We start from the raw sequence: 19,875 nt of genomic DNA, 5'->3' as shown, positions 1-19,875 counted from the left end.
CCGACCCGGGCCACGCCCGCCTTGCCGCAGACCCAGTGCGGAGCCGCCGCTCACGTCAGCCCGCCGACCGGGGCCACGACCACGCCCGCCTTGCCGCAGACCCAGTGCGGGTCCGGCCCCAGCTCCGGCTCCACGTCCAGGGCGTGCGGGTCGCCCGAGGAGCAGACCGGGCAGATCGGCCAGCGGCCGTGCCGCTCCAGGATCGCGTCCTGCACGTCCTGGGCGACGAGCCCGGCGACGTACGTGATGCCCTCGGGCCACTGCTCCACCCACCACCGCCGGTGGGTCACCGCGTCCTCGACCATCGAGACCACCTCCGCCGCGGCGACCTCACGTGCCGCCAGATCGGCGAGAATCAGGGCGCGGGCCGTGTGCAGCGCCTGCTCCAGGCGGTCGATGTCGTCCATGGACTCATTGTCACCCCACACGCCCCGACGGCGAAGGTCCCTCCGCATCCGGACCGAGCAGGGTCTTGACGCTCCCCCGGACCGAAAATATCTTTCAGAGGTGACCAATGACGTGAAGGAAATTTTCAGCGGCGGCTCCGGGACAGCGCCCGCGCCCGGCAACGCCCCGCCCGCGCCCGCCGCTCTCGCGGCCAAGGTGCGGACCCTCGCGCCGTCCATGACCCGCTCCATGCAGCGGGTCGCCGAGGCCGTCGCCGGCGACCCGGCCGGCTGCGCCGCCCTCACGGTCACCGGCCTCGCCGAGCTCACCGGCACCAGCGAGGCCACCGTCGTGCGCACCGCCCGGCTCCTCGGCTACCCCGGCTACCGCGACCTGCGGCTCGCCCTCGCCGGCCTCGCCGCCCAGCAGCAGTCCGGACGCGCGCCCTCCGTCACCGCCGACATCACCGTCGACGATCCGGTGGCGGACGTCGTCGCCAAGCTCGCCTACGACGAGCAGCAGACGCTCGCGGACACCGCGGCCGGACTCGACACCGTCCAGCTCGGCGCGGCCGTCGCCGCCCTCGCCACCGCCCGCCGCATCGACATCTACGGCGTCGGCGCCTCCGGCCTCGTCGCCCAGGACCTCGGCCAGAAGCTCCTCCGGATCGGCCTGCTCGCCCACGCGCACAGCGACCCGCACCTCGCCGTCACCAACGCCGTGCAGCTGCGCTCGGGCGACGTCGCCCTCGCGATCACCCACTCCGGTTCCACTGGCGACGTCATCGAACCCCTCCGCGTCGCCTTCGACCACGGCGCCACCACCGTCGCGATCACCGGCCGCCCGGACGGGCCCGTCACGCAGTACGCCGACCACATACTCACGACCTCCACCGCCCGCGAGAGCGAACTGCGCCCCGCCGCCATGTCCTCGCGTACGAGCCAGCTCCTCGTCGTGGACTGCCTGTTCACCTGCGTCACCCAGCGGACCTACGAGACGGCGGCACCGGCGCTCGCGGCCTCGTACGAAGCCCTCGCCCACCGCCACTCCCCCCGCACCCGCTGACCCACCCCGGCCCCGCACCCCGCACCCCGCTGAACCATCCGCACCCCGCACCCCGCACCCGCTGATCGTCAACGACGACGACGCACCGAAAGAGCCCGCACGTGTCCTCTACGTACTCCGAACTGCGCGCCCAACTCGCCACCCTCGCCACCGAGGCGTTCCGCCCCGAGCTGTCGGAGATCGACCGGCTCCCCACCGCCGAGATCGCCGCGCTGATGAACCAGGAGGACCAGACCGTCCCCCTCGCGGTCGCCGCGCAGCTGCCGCGGATCGCCGACGCCATCGACGCCACCGCCGCCCGCATGGCCGACGGCGGCCGGCTGATCTACGCCGGAGCGGGGACCGCGGGCCGGCTGGGCGTCCTCGACGCCAGCGAGTGCCCGCCGACCTTCAACACCGACCCCGCCGAGGTCGTCGGACTGATCGCGGGCGGCCCCTCGGCGATGGTGAAGGCCGTGGAGGGCGCGGAGGACTCCCGCGAGCTGGCCGCCGAGGACCTGAACGCCCTCGGCCTCACCGCCCGCGACACCGTGGTCGGCGTCTCCGCCTCCGGCCGCACCCCCTACGCCATCGGCGCGGTCGCCCACGCCCGCGCGGCCGGCGCGCTGACCATCGGGCTGTCCTGCAACGCCGACAGCGAGCTGGCGGCCGCCGCCGAACACGGCATCGAGGTCGTCACCGGACCCGAACTCCTCACCGGCTCGACACGGTTGAAGGCCGGCACCGCCCAGAAGCTGGTCCTCAACATGATCTCGACGATCACGATGATCCGGCTCGGCAAGACGTACGGAAACCTCATGGTCGACGTCCGCGCGTCCAACGAGAAGCTGCGGGCCAGGTCGCGGCGGATCGTCGCCCTCGCCACCGGCGCGCCCGACGAGCAGATCGAGACCGCGCTCACCGCCGCGGACGGCGAGGTGAAGACGGCGATCCTGATGATCCTCGCCGACATCGACGCCCCCTCCGCCGCCCGCCGCCTCACGGCCTCCGCCGGCCATCTGCGCGCGGCCCTCTCCGCCCGCTGACGCACCGCCCCCACTCCCTCCCCGCGACGCACGGCCCCTCTCCGCACCGCCCTCCCCTCCCCCTCCCCACTCCCCCCACAGCAAGGCACGGCCCATGAGCACTGACGACAAGAACCGCGCCATCGCCGCCGCGATCCTCCCCCTCGTCGGCGGCGCACGGAACATCGACTCCGTGGCCCACTGCATGACCCGGCTGCGGCTCGGTCTGCGGGACCGCTCCCTCGTCCAGGACCAGGCCCTGCGGGCGCTGCCGTCCGTCCTGGGCGTGGTGGAGGACGACACGTACCAGATCGTCCTCGGGCCCGGCACGGTGGCGCGGGTGACACCCGTGTTCGAGGCGCTGGTCGCCGAGGCGGGCCCGGTCTCCGACGCGCCCGCCCCCGTCACCGCGGAGGGCGGAGGCACCGCCCCGGCCGGCACGGCGGACGGCCTCGCGGCGCAGGGCGCGGCGATCAAGGCGGCGCAGAAGGAGCGCAACGCCACCCCCTTCAAGCTCTTCCTCCGCCGGATCGCGAACATCTTCGTCCCGCTGATCCCCGCCCTCATCGGCTGCGGCATCATCGCCGGCCTCAACGGCCTGCTGGTGAACCTCGGCCTGCTCCCCGCCGTCACCCCCGCGCTCGCGGCGATGGCGAGCGGTTTCATGGCGCTGATCGCAGTCTTCGTCGGCTTCAACACGGCGAAGGAGTTCGGCGGTACGCCGATCCTCGGCGGCGCTGTCGCGGCCATCATCGTCTTCCCCGGCGTCGCGAAGATCGACGCGTTCGGCCAGACGCTGTCGCCGGGACAGGGCGGCGTCCTGGGCGCGCTGGGTGCGGCGGTGCTCGCCGTGTACGTCGAGAAATGGTGCCGCCGCTGGGTGCCGGAGGCGCTGGACGTGCTGGTCACGCCCACCCTCACGGTCCTCGTCTCCGGCCTCGCCACCCTCTACGGCCTGATGTTCGTGGCCGGGGAGATCTCGACCGCGATCGGCGACTTCGCCGACTGGCTCCTCGCCCACGCGGGCGCCGGGGCCGGGTTCGTCCTCGGCGGTCTCTTCCTCCCGCTGGTGATGCTGGGCCTGCACCAGGCGCTGATCCCGATCCACACCACGCTGATCGAGCAGCAGGGTTACACGGTCCTCCTCCCGATCCTCGCGATGGCGGGCGCGGGCCAGGCGGGCGCGGCGATGGCCGTGTACGTCAAGCTCCCCCGCAACGGCTCCCTGCGCCGCACGATCAAGTCGGCGCTCCCGGCGGGCTTCCTCGGCGTGGGCGAGCCGCTCATCTACGGCGTCTCCCTGCCGCTGGGCCGCCCGTTCGTCACGGCCTGCGTCGGCGGCGCGTTCGGCGGCGGCTTCGTCGGGCTCTTCAACATGCTGGGCGCCGAGGTCGGCTCCACGGCCATCGGCCCCTCCGGCTGGGCCCTCTTCCCGCTCCTCGACGGGGACAAGGGCCTGGGCGAGACGATCGCGATCTACGCGGGCGGGTTGCTGGTCGGTTATGTGGTGGGCTTCGTGGCGACGTACTTCTGGGGCTTCAGCCAGGCGCTTCTGGAGGAGTTCGACGTGGACACGGACGCTGCCGGAGTGGTCGCCTCCGGCAGCCCGAGGCCGTCGGCCGCTCCCGCACCGTCGGGACCGTCAGGCCCGTCCGAGCCCTCCGAACCCTCGGAACCGGCGAAGGTCTGACCCGTACGGCTGCGGCGCCCGCCGGCCCGTACGGCGAAGGTCTGACCCGTACGGCTGCGGCGCCCGTCAGCCCGGACGGTTCGCGCAGTACGTGTCCCGCGCGGGCCGTTCGCCCGACCTGAGGAACTCCGTCACCGCCCGGTCCCCGCACGCGTTGCCGTTCCCCAGGTACATCCCGTGCCCGCCCTGGTCCACGGTGACCAGCCTGGCCCGTTCGCCGAGGGCCGCCCGCATCCGCAGGCCGGCGGCGTACGGGGTCGACGGGTCGCGCAGGCTCTGGATCATCAGGATGTTCGACGGGCCCCGGTCGGTGATCCGGACCGGCTTCTCGGCCGGGGTTTTCCAGAAGGAGCAGGGCGTGATGTTCACGGGGAAGCCCGCCGTGAGCGGGTGGCGGGCGCGGTCGGCCGCGACGGCGCGCCGGTGGGCGGGGATCGAGCGCGGCCACGCGACGTCGTTGCACACGACGCCGATCATGATCGCCGCGTCCTCCTGGGACAGCGCCTCGGTGAGGTCGGGCGTCGGCGCCGGGGTACGGCCCGGGTCCCGGGCGTCCCGCACCAGCCGGGCGAACCCGGGGAAGGCGGCGTCGGCGTAGAGCGCGGACTGCAGGGCCTGCCGCAGCATGGTGCCGGTCAGCGGTACGCCGGGCTTCGTCGACTCCTTGGGCTCCCGGTCGAGCCGGTCCGCGAGCGCCAGGACCATCGGCCGCACGTCCTCGGCCCGTTCCGCGAGCCGGAGGCCCTGGGCCGCCCGGTCCGGGTGCGACGCCCAGGCGGCGAAGTCGGGGAACCGGTCGTCGGCACCCTGCGACATGAACGCGAGCCAGCCCCGGGCCACCCGCCGGGGGTCGGGGTCGCTGCTGCTGTCCAGGACCCAGCGGTCGGTGCGCCCCGGGAACCTCTGCGCGTACACCGCGCCCACGTACGTCCCGTAGGAGACTCCCCAGGCGGAGAGCTTCTCCTCCCCGAGCGCCTGGCGGAACCGGTCCAGGTCCCTCGCCTGGTTCGCCGTCGTCATGTTCGCGAGGACCTCGCCGCCGTTGCGTGTGCAGGCCTCCGCGGTTCGCCGGGAACGCGCGACGTTCGCGGCGATCCCCCCGTCGGCGGCCGGCCACGGCCGCAGGTTCACCAGTCGGCGGTCGTCCTCGTCGAGGCCGCAGCTCGCCCTCTCACTGCCGCCCACCCCGCGCGGGTCCATCGCCACCAGGTCGTACGTCCCGCCCAACTCCCCCCGCAGGGCCGCACCCTTCGCCGTCAGCCTGCCCACTCCGGAGCTGCCGGGGCCGCCGGGGATCACGACGAGCGTCCCGCGCCGCTCGTCCGGCCGGTCGCTCAGGATCCGGGACACGGCGATCGAGGTCCGGCGCCCACCGGGATCGGCGTAGTCCAGCGGCACGGAGAGGGTGGCGCACTCCTGCCCGAGCCCGTCGGGCCCACAGGGCGTCCAGTCGAGCCCACCACCGGGCTGCGCGGCCCGCGCCCCGGTGAGGGAGGCGGCCACGGCGGCGGCGGAGAGGGCGAGCACGAGGGTGTTGCGCGTCCAAGTCGTCATGCGTAGAGCCTGGTTGACGGCGGCTCACCGTCCCATCCGGCAGCCGGGAGGGTGGAGGGTGGGGTTTGCCCCCGTCGGAAGCCGCCGCCGCAGCCGACTGAATTTCCGCCCGCCGAGGCAACGCGCGGCCGCCCGCTCACGTCCCTGAAGGCGTGAACGCCTTCCTCGATCCGGACGAACCCGACACCGAAGAGCATGTGGCCGAGGGCCCGTTGTGGCGCCACGCCTGCTGGGCGGCGGGCGTCGCCGCCCTGGGGGTGGGCCTGGGGTGGTCGGGCTCCCTGTTCCGGCTCGGTCCGGAGGAGTACGGGCTGCCGCCCGCCGCCCCGGGGCCGGTCTGGGCGTACCTGGGCGTGTGGTTCCTGACGGCGGTGGCCTCGGCGGCCGTGCTGCGCGCCGCGGCCGCTCGGGTCCCCGTCTACGCCACCGGGCGGATCGTCGTCGGACTGGCCTTCCTGGGTACCCGCGTCTCCCTCGGCTGGCGTCCGGAGGCGGGCGCCCTGACGGCGATGGCCGTAGCGGCCCTGGCGGTCGCGGTCCTGTGGTCGGCGTTCGCGTTCCGGGGCCGGCGGGGCGCCGCGTCGGCATGATCCGGGAGCCGGGAGCGGAGGCAGGGGCCAAGGAACCCGGAGCCACCCGCCGCGAACCGCCGGCGGTCACCGGTCAGCCGGAAGCCGTCGCCGGCCCCAGCCGGTCAGCCGTCAACCGGAAGCCATCGCCGGTCCCAGCCGGTCAGCCGTCAACCGTCAGCCGGAAGCCGTCGCCGGTCCCAACCGGTCAGCCGTCAACCGGAAGCCGTCAGCCGTCGCCCGTCAGTCGTCAGCCGGGAGCCGTCGCCGTGCGGCGTCACATCGTGCCGAGGTACTCCGCCAGCCGGTCGTACTCCTCCTTGACCCCCGCCTCCATCCCCGTCGCGAGGGCCTGGTCCCGGACCTCCTTCGACGGCCAGACCGACGTGCTCGTCAGGGCGGTGCCCCCGGTCGGCGTCGCGTCGAAGGCCAGGGTGACGTGCACCGGCGGGCCCGGCATCAGCTCGAAGGTCTCGGTGTAGACGAGCCGCTCGTTCGGGACGATCTCTTCGTACTCCCCCGAGAAGACGATCTCCTGCCCGTCGGGGGACTCCTGTCCCCAGCGCCACGCCCCGCCGACCCGGAGGTCGATGTCGCAGACGGTCGTGGTGAGCGCCGCCACGCCGTACCACCGGCGCACGTGCTCCGGCCGCGTCCAGGCCTCCCAGACCCGTTCGGGCGGGGCCTCGAAGGTCCCGGTGATGACCAGCTCGCGGTCCGTCGGGGTCGTCAACAACGTGATCATGGTCCGCTCCCGCCGTGAGGGGTCCTCTCCCCAGCATCACCCCGAACGCCCGGCCGCGGCACCCCAGGCCGGGCGGCCGCCTCCGGCCCGAACCGCCCCCGCCCCCGTACCCCCGCCGTACCGCCGCCGTCGTACGGCCGGAGGGCCGCCGCGGCCCGGGAACGCCCGAGGGCGGCACCCCTGCTGGGGTACCGCCCTCGGTGAACAGCCGATCCGGGAGGATCAGAAGTCCATGTCACCGCCCGGCATGCCGCCCGGAGCGGCCGCGGAGGCCTTCTCCGGCTTGTCGGCGATGACGGCCTCGGTGGTCAGGAACAGCGCGGCGATGGAGGCCGCGTTCTGCAGCGCGGAGCGCGTGACCTTCGCCGGGTCGATGATGCCCTCGGCGATGAGGTCGACGTACTCGTTGGTCGCGGCGTTGAGGCCGTGGCCGACGGGCAGGTTGCGGACCTTCTCCGCCACGACGCCACCCTCGAGGCCGGCGTTGATGGCGATCTGCTTCAGCGGGGCCTCGAGGGCCAGCTTCACGATCGCGGCGCCCGTGGCCTCGTCGCCCGTGAGGTCGCCCTCGAGCTTCTCGAAGACCGAGGAGGCCTGGAGCAGGGCCACGCCACCACCGGCGACGATGCCCTCCTCGACGGCCGCCTTCGCGTTGCGAACGGCGTCCTCGATGCGGTGCTTGCGCTCCTTGAGCTCGACCTCGGTCGCGGCACCGGCCTTGATGACGGCCACGCCGCCGGCCAGCTTCGCGAGGCGCTCCTGGAGCTTCTCACGGTCGTAGTCCGAGTCGGAGTTCTCGATCTCGGCGCGGATCTGGTTCACGCGACCGGCGACCTGGTCGCTCTCGCCCGAACCGTCGACGATCGTGGTCTCGTCCTTGGTGATGACGACCTTGCGGGCGCGGCCGAGCAGGTCAAGGCCGGCGTTCTCCAGCTTGAGACCGACCTCCTCGGAGACGACGGTGCCGCCCGTGAGGATGGCGATGTCGTTCAGCATGGCCTTGCGGCGGTCGCCGAAGCCCGGGGCCTTGACGGCGACGGACTTGAAGGTGCCGCGGATCTTGTTGACGACCAGCGTGGACAGGGCCTCGCCCTCGACGTCCTCGGCGATGATCAGCAGCGGCTTGCCCGACTGCATGACCTTCTCCAGGAGCGGGAGCAGGTCCTTCACGGAGGAGATCTTGGAGTTGACGATCAGGATGTACGGGTCGTCCAGGGACGCCTCCATACGCTCCATGTCGGTGGCGAAGTACGCCGAGATGTAGCCCTTGTCGAAGCGCATACCCTCGGTGAGCTCCAGCTCCAGACCGAAGGTCTGGGACTCCTCGACGGTGATGACGCCTTCCTTGCCGACCTTGTCCATCGCCTCGGCGATGAGCTCGCCGATCTGGGTGTCGGCGGCGGAGATGGAGGCCGTGGAAGCGATCTGCTCCTTGGTCTCGACATCCTTCGCCTGCTCGAGCAGGGCGCCGGAGACGGCCTCGACGGCCTTCTCGATGCCGCGCTTGAGGGCCATCGGGTTGGCGCCGGCCGCGACGTTGCGCAGGCCCTCGCGGACGAGCGCCTGGGCGAGGACGGTCGCGGTGGTCGTACCGTCACCGGCGACGTCGTCCGTCTTCTTGGCGACTTCCTTGACCAGCTCGGCGCCGATCTTCTCGTACGGGTCCTCGAGCTCGATCTCCTTGGCGATGGACACACCATCGTTGGTGATCGTGGGGGCGCCCCACTTCTTCTCGAGGACGACGTTCCGGCCCTTGGGGCCAAGGGTGACCTTGACGGCGTCGGCGAGCTGGTTCATCCCGCGCTCGAGACCGCGCCGTGCCTCCTCGTCGAACGCGATGATCTTGGCCATGTGAAGTGGTCCTCCCGGACATGGGGTGGATAACGCTCCAGGACCGCGCCGACGCCCGCGACGGACGGCCTGCGGCTTCGGCGGTTCCTTGCCCCACCTGGCCACGGACCTCGTCTGCCCGATCCTCGTAAGCACTCTCACCTTCAGAGTGCTAACGCCAATGATTAGCACTCGACCCATGCGAGTGCAAGCGCCTCTCGGTGATCGGAACCCGACGGGCGAACGTGTCGGCACACGCACGAGGGGTCCGCATCCCGGTCAGGATGCGGACCCCTCGGCGCGAGAACGCGATGAGTGCGTGCGTGGTGGCCGATTCGCGCCGTGCTCAGACGGCGAGCTTGACCATGTCCGCCTGCGGACCCTTCTGGCCCTGCGAGATCTCGAACTCGACTCGCTGACCTTCTTCAAGGGTGCGGTAACCGTCCATCTGGATCGCGCTGTAGTGGACGAAAACATCCGCACCACCGTCGACCGCGATGAAGCCGTAGCCCTTCTCCGCGTTGAACCACTTGACGGTGCCCTGAGCCATGCCTAACTCCCCTATTACTGGCCCTTGCGCGGGACCGCACTTCGCGGCCCCGGGTCAGACCCTGCGCCGGAACGCGTCGACCGCGGCTGAATGTATCTGCCCAACTGCCCTCTGCAACAGGTCAATCGGACGAGAATTCTGGGCACGCCGGAAAGGAGAATTCAGGAGCATTCGCTGATTTACGGGGCAAGTCGGGCCCGTCAAAGTGCGCAGAAGGTACACAACACTCGAACACATTGGCTGCATCTTGTCGGGTGCGGGCGCATTCTCATATGCGTCCGGCACAGGCAGCGGAGGGGGCTTCCCCAACTCTACCCCGCTCAACCATGCAGAATTGCCCCCTCCGCTTCTGGAGCGGAGAGGGCAATTCGGTTACGCGGGGTAATGCGGAGCCTCAGCAGCCGCCGGCGACGGCCGGGATGATGGAGACGCCGGCGCCGTCGGGCGTCGCCGTCTCGAGACCCTGCTCGAAGCGGACGTCGTCGTCGTTGACGTAGACGTTGACGAAGCGGCGCAGCTTGCCCTGGTCGTCCAGGACGCGGGCGGCGATGCCGGTGTGGTTCTTCTCCAGGTCGGCGATGACCTCGGAGAGGGTCGTGCCCTCCGCCGGGACCTCGGCCTGACCGCCCGTGTAGGTACGGAGGATGGTGGGGATGCGGACCTTGACGCTCATGGAGTTGCTGCCTTCCGTGACGGGGGTGGTCAGTGGGCCAGGCCGGCGTCGCGGAACGCGTCCAGGCTGGGGCGGATGGTGGCGGTCGCCTGCGAGGTCTCGGCCACCGCGTCCAGGGTCTTCAGGCCGTCGCCGGTGTTCAGGACGACGGTCGTCAGGCTCGGGTCCAGCAGGCCGGCCTCGACGAGCTTCTTCGTCACGCCGACGGTGACGCCGCCCGCGGTCTCGGCGAAGATGCCCTCGGTCCGGGCGAGGAGCTTGATGGCCTCGACGACCTGCTCGTCGTCGACGTCCTCCACCGCGCCGCCGGTGCGCCGGGCGATGTCCAGGACGTAGGGGCCGTCGGCCGGGTTGCCGATCGCCAGGGACTTGGCGATGGTGTTCGGCTTCTGGGGCCGTACGACGTCGTGGCCGGCCTTGAAGGCCGTCGAGACCGGGGAGCAGCCCTCGGCCTGGGCGCCGAAGATCTTGTACGGCTTGTCCTCGACGAGACCGAGCTTGATCAGCTCCTGCAGACCCTTGTCGATCTTGGTGAGCTGGGAGCCGGAGGCGATCGGGATCACCAGCTGGTCGGGCAGGACCCAGCCGAGCTGCTCGCAGATCTCGTACGCCAGCGTCTTCGAGCCCTCGCCGTAGTACGGGCGCAGGTTGACGTTGACGAAGCCCCAGCCCTCGCCGAGCGGGTCGCCGATGAGCTCGGAGCAGAAGCGGTTGACGTCGTCGTAGTTGCCCTCGATGCCGACGAGCTCGCCGCCGTAGACGGCGGCCATGACGACCTTGCCCTGCTCCAGGTCGTGCGGGATGAACACGCAGGAGCGGAAGCCGGCGCGGGCGGCGGCGGCGCCCACGGCGCCGGCGAGGTTGCCGGTGGAGGAGCAGGAGAGGGTGGTGAAGCCGAAGGCGCGGGCGGCTTCGAGGGCCTGGGCGACGACGCGGTCCTTGAAGGAGTGCGTCGGGTTGCCGGAGTCGTCCTTGACGAAGAGCCTGCCCGGCTCGACGCCCAGCTCGCGGGCGAGGTTGTCGGCCTGGACGAGCTTGGTCCAGCCCGGGTTCAGGTTCGGCTTGTCGGCGACGTCGGCGGGGACCGGCAGCAGCGGGGCGTAGCGCCAGATGTTGGCGGGGCCGGCCTCGATCCGCTTGCGGAGCGCCTCGGGGTCGCCGGTGGGGAGGTCGTACGCGACCTCGAGCGGGCCGAAACAGAGCTCGCAGGCGAAGATCGGACCGAGGGCGAAGACTTCGCCGCATTCGCGACAGGAAAGCCCGGAAGCGGGACCGAGGTCGACCGAGTTCTGGGTGTTCGCGACAGTCTGTACAGCCATGGAGGGAGGCCCTTTCTCCTCATCTTTCCCATGGCGAATTTCGCCATGAGACGGATTTGGCACCTTCCCTAGCCGGGGACCTCGCGCTGGCGAGCGTACTGACCGACTGGAGGGTTGCCGGGGCTTCAACGGGCCGTTTCCCTCTGCCCCTCTGGATGAGCGGTATTCGGTTGTAGAACGCGGGTGGCACCCCGACATGCGTCGGGGATCCGCGTTGTTCAAGACTGTAACCGAAGGCATGGACGCTTGAGATGGTCGTCCGACCCGCGAGATGGAGATCACGTTGCTGGATGAAGTGGAGCGCTGGCTGGCCCGGCGGTCCTGGTCCGTCGCCGAGCGGCCGCTCGACCGGATCCTCGCGGCCAAGCGGGGGACCACCGTCAGCGTCGTGCTGCCCGCGCTCGACGAGGAGGCGACGGTCGGCGCGATCGTGTCCACGATCCGCCGCGAGCTGATGTCGGACGAGGTCCCGCTCGTCGACGAGCTGGTGGTGATCGACTCCGGTTCCGGTGACCGTACGGCCGAGGTCGCGGCGGCGGCCGGGGCCCGGGTCGTGGCGCGGGACGCGATCCTGCCGCGGATACCCGCCGTGCCCGGCAAGGGCGAGGTCCTGTGGCGCTCCCTGATGGTGACCCGCGGTGACGTCGTCTGCTTCGTCGACGCGGACCTGCGGGACTTCTCCGCCGACTTCGTCTCCGGGATCGTGGGCCCCCTCCTCACCGATCCCGGCGTCGACCTCGTCAAGGCGATGTACGACCGCCCGCTGGGCGGCGAGCCCGGCCAGGGCGGCCGGGTGACGGAGCTGGTGGCCCGGCCGCTGCTCAATCTGCACTGGCCGCAGCTGGCCGGTTTCGTCCAGCCCCTGGGCGGCGAGTACGCGGCCCGCCGCTCGCTCCTGGAGCGGCTGCCGTTCCCCGTCGGGTACGGAGTCGAGCTGGGCCTCCTCGTCGACGCGCTGCACACGGTGGGCCTGGACGCGCTCGCCCAGGTCGACGTGGGCGTCCGCAAGCACCGGCACCAGGACGGCCAGGCGCTGGGCCGGATGGCGGCGGCGATCTACCGGACCGCGCAGCTGCGGCTCTCGCGCGGCCACCTGGTGCGGCCCCGGCTGACCCAGTTCGAGCGGGACGAGACGGCGGGCGGCGGGGGCTTCACGCCGCGGACGTACGCGGTGGACACCGAGGAGCGGCCCCCGATGCGCGAGATCGCGGAGTACGCGCACCGCCGGGTGGCCTAAGGCGTGTCGGACGGGGCGTGTCCTCGGCCCTTCCGGCGCGTGGCGCATCCTCGAATGATGATGTTTTTTGCATACATTTCCGTTCTATGAGGTTCACCCATCGCAAGGGAGCGCTGCTCGGGGCCGCGGGGCTCCTCGCCGGCTCGCTGCCGCTCGTGGCGGCCGGCCCGGCCGCCACGGCCGTCCACGGCTCCGGCGCGGCACCGGAACCTGTCCCGGCGGCCGAGGTGCTGGATCGTGCCGAAACGCCGGGACGTGCGGAAGTGCCGGATCGGGCCGAAGTGCCGGATCGCGCCGAGGCGCTGGTGCGGGCCGAGGCGCTGGTGCGGGCCGAGGCGCTGGTGCGGGAGGCTGCCCGGCCGCCCGGGCTGCCGTCGCCGGAGGCGCGGCGTCCGGTCCCCGTGCCGCACGGCCCCGGCGTCTCGACGGCGCGGGCCGGCGACCACCGCACCGAGCGGCTGTGGCTGCTCGGCGGCCTCGCCCTGGCGCTCACGGCGACGGGTGTGGTGGCGACGGCCGCGCTGCGCGCCGCACGGGCCGTGCACGGCGCTCCCGGCGCGCGGGGCCCGCAGGACTCGCGTGGCCGGCGTGGCGACTGAGCGCCGTCGTTCGTATACGCACGTTTGAGCGTTTACGGGACGGGCTAGGTTCGCCACATGGCTTCTGTGCTGGTGGCTTCCAACCGTGGTCCGGTCTCGTACGCCGTGGCGGAGGACGGCTCTCTCGACGCCCGCCGGGGCGGTGGCGGGCTGGTCTCCGGGCTGAGCGCCGTCTCCTCCGAGGACAGCGTGTGGGTGTGCGCGGCGCTCGGCGACGGCGACCGGCAGGCGGTCCGGCGGGGGGTCTCCGAGCCGGGCGTGCGGATGCTCGACATCGACGCGGACGTGCACGCCGACGCGTACAACGGCATCGCGAACTCGGTGCTGTGGTTCGTCCACCACATGCTGTACCAGACGCCCGTGGAGCCGGTCTTCGACGCGGAGTTCCGCCGCCGCTGGGCGTCGTACGAGACGTACAACCGCGCCTTCGCGGAGGCCCTCGCGGCCGAGGCGGACCCGGGCGCCCTGGTCCTCGTGCAGGACTACCACCTGACGCTCGTCCCGGGCATGCTCCGCGAGGCGCGGCCCGATCTGCGGATCGGACACTTCTCGCACACCCCGTGGGCGCCGCCGGAGTACTTCCGGATGCTGCCCGACGACATCGCCGAGCAGGTGCTGCGCGGCATGCTCGGCGCGGACCGGCTCGGCTTCCTGACCCGGCGCTGGGCGGATGCCTTCGACGCCTGCTGTACGGCCCTGGTGGGCGGCACGGGCGGCACGGAGCTGGGGGTGCACGGCCTCGGCGCCGACGCGGACTTCCTGCGGGAGCGGTCGCGGCGGCCGGACGTGGAGGAGCGGCTGGCCGCGCTGCGGGAGCAGATCGGCGGGCCGGACCGGAAGGCGATCGTCCGGGTGGACCGGACGGAGCTGTCGAAGAACATCGTGCGGGGCCTCCTCGCCTACCGGGCCCTGCTGGAGGAGCGTCCGGAGTGGCGCGGCCGGGTGGTGCACGTGGCCTTCGCCTACCCCTCGCGCCAGGACTTGGTGGTCTACCGCGACTACACGGCGGAGGTGTCGCGGGTCGCGGAGGAGATCAACGCGGAGTACGGCACGGAGGACTGGACCCCGGTCCTGCTGCACGTGAACGACGACTTCGCGCGCTCGCTCGCCGCGTACCGCCTGGCGGACGTGGCGCTGGTCAACCCCATCCGGGACGGCATGAACCTGGTCGCCAAGGAGGTCCCGGTCGTCTCGGACGAGGGCTGCGCGCTGGTCCTGTCGCGGGAGGCGGGGGCGTTCGAGGAGCTGGGCGAGGACGCGGTCACGGTGAACCCGTACGACGTGACGGGCACGGCCCGGGCACTGCACGAGGCCCTGACGATGCCGGCCGCCGAGCGCGCCGAGCGCTCCAAGCGCCTGGCGGCCGCGGCGACGGCGCTGCCCCCGCAGCGCTGGTTCCTGGAGCAGCTGGAGGCGCTGCGCGAGGTCCGCTGACCTCCCACAGACCGCCCGGCCGAGCCTGGAGGGCCCCGGCCGGGCCGACCACCCGACCGCGTCACCGCGGCGGTACGCCGAGGGCGCCCCGGATGCTTCCGGGGGCGCCCTCGGCGTGCGGGGCGGGGGGCCGGTCAGCCGGTCTCCTGGACCGCCTTCGCCAGGGTGGTCAGGAACTCCACGACCGCCGCCGGGCCCGGGACCGAGAGGTCGGCGCGGTCGGAGAGTTCGGTGACCTCCGTCGAGCCGCTGCAGACCAGGAGGCCCGGGGTGCCGTTCGAGCGGAGCTTCTCCACGGCCGCGTAGGCCGGCAGGTCGCCCAGGTCGTCGCCCGCGTAGAGGACGGACCCGGCGCCCGACTCCCGTACGTACTCGGCCAGCGCCACGCCCTTGTCCATGCCCGGCGGGCGCAGTTCCAGGACCATGCGGCCGGGTTCGAGGACGAGGCCGTGGTGGGTGGCGAGGTCGCCGAGGGGGCCCTTGAGCGCCTCGAAGGCGCCCTGTGGGTCGGTTGCGCGGCGCGTGTGGACGGCGACCGCGCGGCCCTTCTCCTCGATCCAGGTGCCCGGCCAGGCGCCGACCCGGTCCAGGAAGCCGGGGAGTTCGGCGCGGACGGCGGCCACGCCGGGGTGCGGTTCGGCGGCCACGACCGTGCCGCTCACGGCGTCCCAGCGTTCGGCGCCGTAGTGGCCGAGGACGACGAGGCGTTCGAGGCCGGGGACGCCGGCGAAGCCGCCGTACCGTACCGCCACCCCCGCGGGCCGTCCGGTGACCACCACGACGGAGGCGATCCGGGGCGCCAGGGCGGCCAGGGCGGCGACGGCGCCGGGGTGGGCGCGCGCCTGTTCGGGGTCGGGGACGATCTCGGCGAGCGTCCCGTCGAAGTCGAGGGCGACGACGGCGCGCTCGGGCCGCGCGAGGAGCGCGGCCAGGCCGTCGCGGCCGGCGGACGTGGTCGGATGCGGAAGACTGACCATAGGACGACCCTACCGACGGAGCCTCAGCGGCGCTGCTCCTTCTCGGCACGGACCCGGCGCAGCCGGTTGACGGTCACGGGGTCGTGCGCGAGGGCGCGCGGGTCGTCGAGGAGGGCGTTGAGGAGCTGGTAGTAGCGGGTGGGCGAGAGGCCGAGCCGCTCGCGGACGGCCCGCTCCTTGGCGCCGGGGCCGGGCCAGGAGCGCCGCTCGACGGCGAGCACGGCCCGCTCCCGCTCCCCCAGCCCGCCGTCCGTACCGGAGCCGCCCGTACCGTCGGCGTCGCCGCCGCCCGTACCGTCGGCGTCGCCGCCGCCCGTACCGTCGGCGTCGCCGCCGCCCGTACCGGAGGCATCCGTACCGGCGGCGGGCTCGTCCGGCCCCGCCGGCTCCACATCGTTGGTCATACGACCCAACTTATTCCGCGCTCTCGGCCGCCGTCGCGTCCCGTGCGATCTTCCCGAGCACCTCGGACACCTTCGCGTCCGGCTCGACGGCCTTGCCGATGTTCCGCTTGACGTCGTCGCTGACCTGCGCCCAGGAGGTCTTGCCGACCGGCGGCAGCTGCGCGTTCGGCAGCTCCTTCAGGAAGGCGCGCAGGTTCTGGTGCTCCGGCTCCGCCTCCATCGTGGCGTAGGCGCTGACGGTCGGCGGCAGCAGGTCGTTGTCCCCGGCGAACTTCAGCACATTGGGGTCGCTGAAGACGAAGTCCAGGAAGGCGCCGATCTCCTTGCGGTGGCCGTTCTGCTTGAAGCCCATGATCCAGTCGGCGACGCCCATGGCCGACTTGGCCTTGCCGTCGACGCCGGGCAGCGCGACCTTGCCGACCTTCACGCCCCGCTTCTCGGCCTCCTGCATCAGCGAGGGGTGGCCGTTGAGCATGCCGACCTCGCCGCGCGAGAACGCGGCGAAGGCGTCCTTCCGGTTCAGCTTCCCCGGGGCGACGGGCCCGGTGAGGCCCTTGGCGACGAGGTTCTTCCTCAGCCACTCGAAGGTCGCCACGTTCGCGTCGGAGTCGATCTTGTAGCGGTCGGTGGCGTCGGTGTATCCGTCGCCGCCGCTGAGCAGCCACATCATCGTCTCGGCCTGCGCCTCCTCCGGGCCGAGCGGCAGGGCGAAGGGGTACGGGACGCCGTCGTCCTCCAGCTTCCCGGCGGCGGCGGCGAGCTCGGCCCAGGTCGTCGGGGCCTTGGTGACGCCCGCCTTGTCGAAGAGCTCCTCGTTGAAGAAGAGCAGCCGGGTGGAGGCGGCGAACGGCAGCCCGTACTGCGTGCCCTTCCGCTCGCCCGCCTCGGTCAGCGGGGCGAGGAAGTTGGCCTGGACGGGTATGGAGAGCAGTTCGTCGGCGGAGTACAGCTCGTCGGCGGCGGCGTAGTCGGCGTAGGCGCCGATCTGGGCGATGTCGGGGGCCTGGTCGGCCTTGACCATCTCGGCGACCTTCCGGTCGACGTCGTTCCACGACTCGATCCGGACGTCGATCTTCACACCGGGGTGCTCGGCCTCGTAGGCCGAGGCGAGGCCGTCCCAGTACTTCTTGGTGGTGTCACCACCGGTGAGGTCGTAGTCGGCGGCGACCACCGTGAGGGTGACGTCGCCGGCTTCCGCGCCGGTGAGGCCGCAGCCCGAGACCGCGACGGTCAGGCCCAGCGCGGCGATGGTCGCGGTCAGTCCAAGGAGTCGCCGCTGCACAGCGTTGTCCCACCCTCTGCTCGTCGTCGAGCTGTGATTTTCACAGGGAAGAAAGCATAAGGTCTACACCACTTGGGTATCGCTTCGGCATCGTCGGGGCCGGGCCTCCCGGACCCGCGAGCACGGCGGGGGTCCGGCGCACCACGGCCGACCGCCCCGCCCGATCATTTGTATGCCCACGCAACAATCCCGCTCAGTGGACTAGACCTTTCTGTGGTTCACGCGCGACACTGTCCCCCGTGAGACACGTCATCGCCCTGGATGTGGGCGGCACCGGCATGAAGGCCGCCCTCGTCGGGGCGGACGGCACCCTGCTCCACGAGGCCAGGCGCGCCACCGGACGCGAGCGCGGCCCCGAGGCGATCGTCGAGACGATCCTCGGGTTCGCCGCCGAGCTGCGGGACCTCGGTCGCGAGCGGTACGGAGAGGCCGCCTCGGCCGCGGGAGTCGCCGTCCCCGGCATCGTCGACGCCGACCGCGGCATCGCCGTCTACGCCGCCAACCTCGGCTGGCGGGACGTCCCGATGCGCGCCCTGCTCAGCGAGCGCCTCGACGGCATCCCCGTCGCCCTCGGCCACGACGTCCGCACCGGCGGCCTCGCCGAGGGCCGCATCGGGGCGGGCAACGGCGCCGACCGCTTCCTCTTCGTGCCCCTCGGCACCGGCATCGCCGGCGCCATCGGCATCGGCGACGCGATCGAGGCCGGCGCCCACGGCTACGCCGGCGAGATCGGCCACATCGTCGTCCGCCCCGGCGGCACCGACTGCGGCTGCGGCCAGCGCGGCTGCCTGGAGCGGTACGCCTCCGCCTCCGCCGTCTCCCTCGCCTGGGCCGAGGCCTCCGGCGACCCCGACGCGGACGCCGCCGACTGCGCGAAGGCCGTCGAGTCCGGCGACCCGGAGGCCGTACGGGTGTGGCAGGAGGCGGTCGACGCGCTCGCCGACGGCCTGGTCACCGCACTCACCCTGCTGGACCCCCGCACGCTCATCATCGGTGGCGGTCTGGCCGAGGCCGGGGAAACCTTGTTCACACCCCTCAGGGCCGCGGTGGAGGAACGGGTCACCTTCCAGAAACTGCCCGCCATCGTCCCGGCGGCCCTCGGGGACACCGCCGGATGCCTGGGCGCGGGCCTCCTCGCCTGGGACCTGCTCTCCCACGACACCCGCACCGACAACGAGTCCGACTCGGAGGTATCCGCCTGATGGCCGATCGCACAGTTCTCGCCGGCGCGCGCGTCGTGCTGCCGACCGGAATCGTCGAGAACGGACGCGTGGTCGTCGAGGGCCGCCGCCTCGCGGCGGTGGGTGCCCCCGGGGGCGCCTCCCAGGACGCGGGCCCCGGCGAGGCCCCCGCGGTCGACCTCTCCGGCCACTGGATCGTCCCGGGCTTCGTCGACATGCACAACCACGGCGGCGGCGGCGCCTCCTTCACCGCGGGCACGGTCGAGGACGTCCTCAGGGGCGTCCACACCCACCGCCTGCACGGCGCGACCACCGTCGTCGCGTCCTTCGTCACCGGCGACATGGACTTCCTCGCCCGCCGCGCGGGCCTCCTCTCCGAACTGGCCGAACAGGGCGAGATCGCCGGTCTCCACTTCGAGGGCCCGTTCATCTCCCCGTGCCGCAAGGGCGCCCACGACGAGACGCTGCTGCGCTATCCCGACCCGGCCGAGGTCCGCAGGCTGATCGACGCGGGGCGCGGCCAGGCCAAGATGGTCACGCTCGCCACGGAACTCCCCGGCGGCCTCGACTCCGTACGCCTGCTCGCGGAGCACGGCGTGATCGCCGCCATCGGCCACACGGACGCCACGTACGAGCAGACCGTCGAGGCGATCGACGCGGGCGCCACCGTCGCGACGCACCTCTACAACGCGATGCCGGCCCTTGGCCACCGCGCGCCGGGGCCGATCGCCGCGCTCCTGGAGGACGAGCGGATCACGGTCGAGCTGATCAACGACGGGACGCACCTGCACCCGGCCGCCCTGGAGTTGGCGTTCCGTCACGCGGGCCGGGACCGGGTCGCGTTCATCACGGACGCGATGGACGCGGCCGGCTTCGGGGACGGCCGCTACATGCTCGGCACGCTGGAGGTCGAGGTGAAGGACAGCGTGGCCCGGCTGGTCGAGGGCGACTCCATCGCCGGTTCGACCCTCACCCTGGACCGCGCGTTCAAGCGGGCGGTGACCGTCGACCGGCTGCCGGTCGAGTCCGTCGTCCGCGCCGTCTCCGTCAACCCGGCCCGGCTGCTCGGCGTCGACGACAGGGTCGGCTCCCTGGAGACCGGCAAGGACGCGGACCTCGTCGTCCTGGACGGGGAGTTCGAGCTCGTGGGCGTGATGCGCAAGGGCGCCTGGGTGGTGGAGCCGAAGCCAGCGTAGGACCGGCGACTCCGCGGTCGCCGGCCTGCTGTCGGGTCCGGTCGACGGCCTCTCCTGGCAGGAACGGAGAAGTGGGGGGGGGGGGGGGGGGGGGGGGGCGGCGGGGGGGGGGGGGCGGCGGCGGGGGGGCCGGGGGCCCCCCCCCCCCGCGGCGGGGTGGTGGTAAGAAACACAGAAAC

The 19,875-nt window shown here is 72.6% G+C and carries 19 protein-coding genes and 1 riboswitch; of the genes, 9 read left to right on the top strand and 10 right to left on the bottom strand.

Annotation, left to right across the window (positions count from 1 at the left end; genetic code table 11):
* Nucleotides 1-50: 50 nt before the first annotated feature.
* The gene (locus ACZ6RC_RS05930) at nt 51-407 is read right to left on the bottom strand and encodes a hypothetical protein (protein ID WP_391143633.1); all 357 of its coding nucleotides are present in this window, start codon (nt 405-407) and stop codon (nt 51-53) included.
* Nucleotides 408-507: 100 nt separating this feature from the next.
* Between ACZ6RC_RS05930 and ACZ6RC_RS05925 the strand changes: the two genes are divergently transcribed.
* The 3 genes from ACZ6RC_RS05925 (at nt 508) to ACZ6RC_RS05915 (ending at nt 4,146) form a co-directional block, all read left to right on the top strand.
* Nucleotides 508-1,452, top strand: a complete 945-nt coding sequence (locus ACZ6RC_RS05925) for a MurR/RpiR family transcriptional regulator (RefSeq protein ID WP_391143631.1) — start codon at nt 508-510, stop codon at nt 1,450-1,452.
* Nucleotides 1,453-1,553: 101 nt separating this feature from the next.
* Nucleotides 1,554-2,477, top strand: coding sequence for an N-acetylmuramic acid 6-phosphate etherase (gene murQ, locus ACZ6RC_RS05920; RefSeq protein WP_469579563.1), 924 nt, complete (start codon nt 1,554-1,556; stop codon nt 2,475-2,477).
* Nucleotides 2,478-2,571: 94 nt separating this feature from the next.
* Nucleotides 2,572-4,146, top strand: coding sequence for a PTS transporter subunit EIIC (locus ACZ6RC_RS05915; RefSeq protein ID WP_469579561.1), 1,575 nt, complete (start codon nt 2,572-2,574; stop codon nt 4,144-4,146).
* A 66-nt stretch (nt 4,147-4,212) separates the two neighbouring features.
* On the opposite strand, the gene ACZ6RC_RS05910 is transcribed toward ACZ6RC_RS05915, so the two are convergent.
* On the bottom strand, nt 4,213-5,700 hold the full coding sequence (locus ACZ6RC_RS05910) for an alpha/beta hydrolase (protein WP_469579559.1): 1,488 nt from the start codon (nt 5,698-5,700) through the stop codon (nt 4,213-4,215).
* A 152-nt stretch (nt 5,701-5,852) separates the two neighbouring features.
* Between ACZ6RC_RS05910 and ACZ6RC_RS05905 the strand changes: the two genes are divergently transcribed.
* Entirely contained in the window at nt 5,853-6,290 is a 438-nt protein-coding gene (locus ACZ6RC_RS05905) for a hypothetical protein (RefSeq protein ID WP_469579558.1), read from the top strand.
* Between the two features lie 256 nt (nt 6,291-6,546).
* Here the strand turns inward: ACZ6RC_RS05905 and ACZ6RC_RS05900 are convergent, their stop codons facing one another.
* The 5 genes from ACZ6RC_RS05900 to thrC form a co-directional block, all read right to left on the bottom strand.
* Nucleotides 6,547-7,014: an SRPBCC family protein gene (locus ACZ6RC_RS05900; RefSeq protein ID WP_453612501.1), complete on the bottom strand. Its 468-nt coding sequence runs from the start codon at nt 7,012-7,014 to the stop codon at nt 6,547-6,549.
* Nucleotides 7,015-7,236: 222 nt separating this feature from the next.
* Entirely contained in the window at nt 7,237-8,865 is a 1,629-nt protein-coding gene (groL, locus tag ACZ6RC_RS05895) for a chaperonin GroEL (protein ID WP_391143616.1), read from the bottom strand.
* A 325-nt stretch (nt 8,866-9,190) separates the two neighbouring features.
* Nucleotides 9,191-9,394, bottom strand: coding sequence for a cold-shock protein (locus ACZ6RC_RS05890; protein ID WP_005315736.1), 204 nt, complete (start codon nt 9,392-9,394; stop codon nt 9,191-9,193).
* A 394-nt stretch (nt 9,395-9,788) separates the two neighbouring features.
* A complete protein-coding gene (locus tag ACZ6RC_RS05885) occupies nt 9,789-10,067 on the bottom strand; it encodes a MoaD/ThiS family protein (RefSeq protein WP_147978539.1) in 279 nt (92 codons plus the stop codon).
* 29 nt (nt 10,068-10,096) lie between these two features.
* Nucleotides 10,097-11,386 carry a threonine synthase gene (thrC, locus tag ACZ6RC_RS05880; RefSeq protein ID WP_391143613.1) on the bottom strand — a complete coding sequence of 430 codons (1,290 nt, stop codon included), beginning with the start codon at nt 11,384-11,386 and terminating at the stop codon, nt 10,097-10,099.
* A gap of 16 nt (nt 11,387-11,402) precedes the next feature.
* A riboswitch (SAM riboswitch) is annotated at nt 11,403-11,548 on the bottom strand.
* 121 nt (nt 11,549-11,669) lie between these two features.
* Here thrC and ACZ6RC_RS05875 point away from each other — a divergent pair.
* The 3 genes from ACZ6RC_RS05875 (at nt 11,670) to ACZ6RC_RS05865 (ending at nt 14,656) form a co-directional block, all read left to right on the top strand.
* Nucleotides 11,670-12,623 carry a glucosyl-3-phosphoglycerate synthase gene (locus tag ACZ6RC_RS05875; RefSeq protein ID WP_453612498.1) on the top strand — a complete coding sequence of 318 codons (954 nt, stop codon included), beginning with the start codon at nt 11,670-11,672 and terminating at the stop codon, nt 12,621-12,623.
* 86 nt (nt 12,624-12,709) lie between these two features.
* Nucleotides 12,710-13,222 (top strand): hypothetical protein, encoded by a 513-nt coding sequence (locus ACZ6RC_RS05870; RefSeq protein WP_469579554.1) that lies wholly within the window; start codon nt 12,710-12,712, stop codon nt 13,220-13,222.
* Nucleotides 13,223-13,279: 57 nt separating this feature from the next.
* Nucleotides 13,280-14,656 (top strand): alpha,alpha-trehalose-phosphate synthase (UDP-forming), encoded by a 1,377-nt coding sequence (locus tag ACZ6RC_RS05865; protein ID WP_391143605.1) that lies wholly within the window; start codon nt 13,280-13,282, stop codon nt 14,654-14,656.
* 134 nt (nt 14,657-14,790) lie between these two features.
* Here the strand turns inward: ACZ6RC_RS05865 and otsB are convergent, their stop codons facing one another.
* The 3 genes from otsB to ACZ6RC_RS05850 all read right to left on the bottom strand — a co-directional run bounded on the left by otsB (nt 14,791) and on the right by ACZ6RC_RS05850 (nt 17,319).
* Entirely contained in the window at nt 14,791-15,633 is an 843-nt protein-coding gene (gene otsB / locus ACZ6RC_RS05860) for a trehalose-phosphatase (RefSeq protein WP_469579552.1), read from the bottom strand.
* 23 nt (nt 15,634-15,656) lie between these two features.
* The gene (locus ACZ6RC_RS05855; protein WP_391144362.1) at nt 15,657-15,875 is read right to left on the bottom strand and encodes a DUF3263 domain-containing protein; all 219 of its coding nucleotides are present in this window, start codon (nt 15,873-15,875) and stop codon (nt 15,657-15,659) included.
* Nucleotides 15,876-16,047: 172 nt separating this feature from the next.
* Entirely contained in the window at nt 16,048-17,319 is a 1,272-nt protein-coding gene (locus tag ACZ6RC_RS05850) for an ABC transporter substrate-binding protein (RefSeq protein ID WP_469579550.1), read from the bottom strand.
* Nucleotides 17,320-17,558: 239 nt separating this feature from the next.
* On the opposite strand from ACZ6RC_RS05850, the gene ACZ6RC_RS05845 reads away from it, so the two are divergent.
* Complete coding sequence (locus ACZ6RC_RS05845; RefSeq protein WP_469579548.1) at nt 17,559-18,521, top strand: ROK family protein; 963 nt, start codon at nt 17,559-17,561, stop codon at nt 18,519-18,521.
* Nucleotides 18,521-19,696, top strand: coding sequence for an N-acetylglucosamine-6-phosphate deacetylase (gene nagA, locus ACZ6RC_RS05840; RefSeq protein WP_469579547.1), 1,176 nt, complete (start codon nt 18,521-18,523; stop codon nt 19,694-19,696). The genes ACZ6RC_RS05845 and nagA overlap by 1 nt, the downstream gene beginning before the upstream one ends.
* The last annotated feature ends 179 nt before the right edge of the window (nt 19,697-19,875 follow it).

This window comes from Streptomyces sp. NPDC048353, from assembly GCF_055587165.1.
This window is presented reverse-complemented; position numbering and strand designations above follow the sequence as displayed.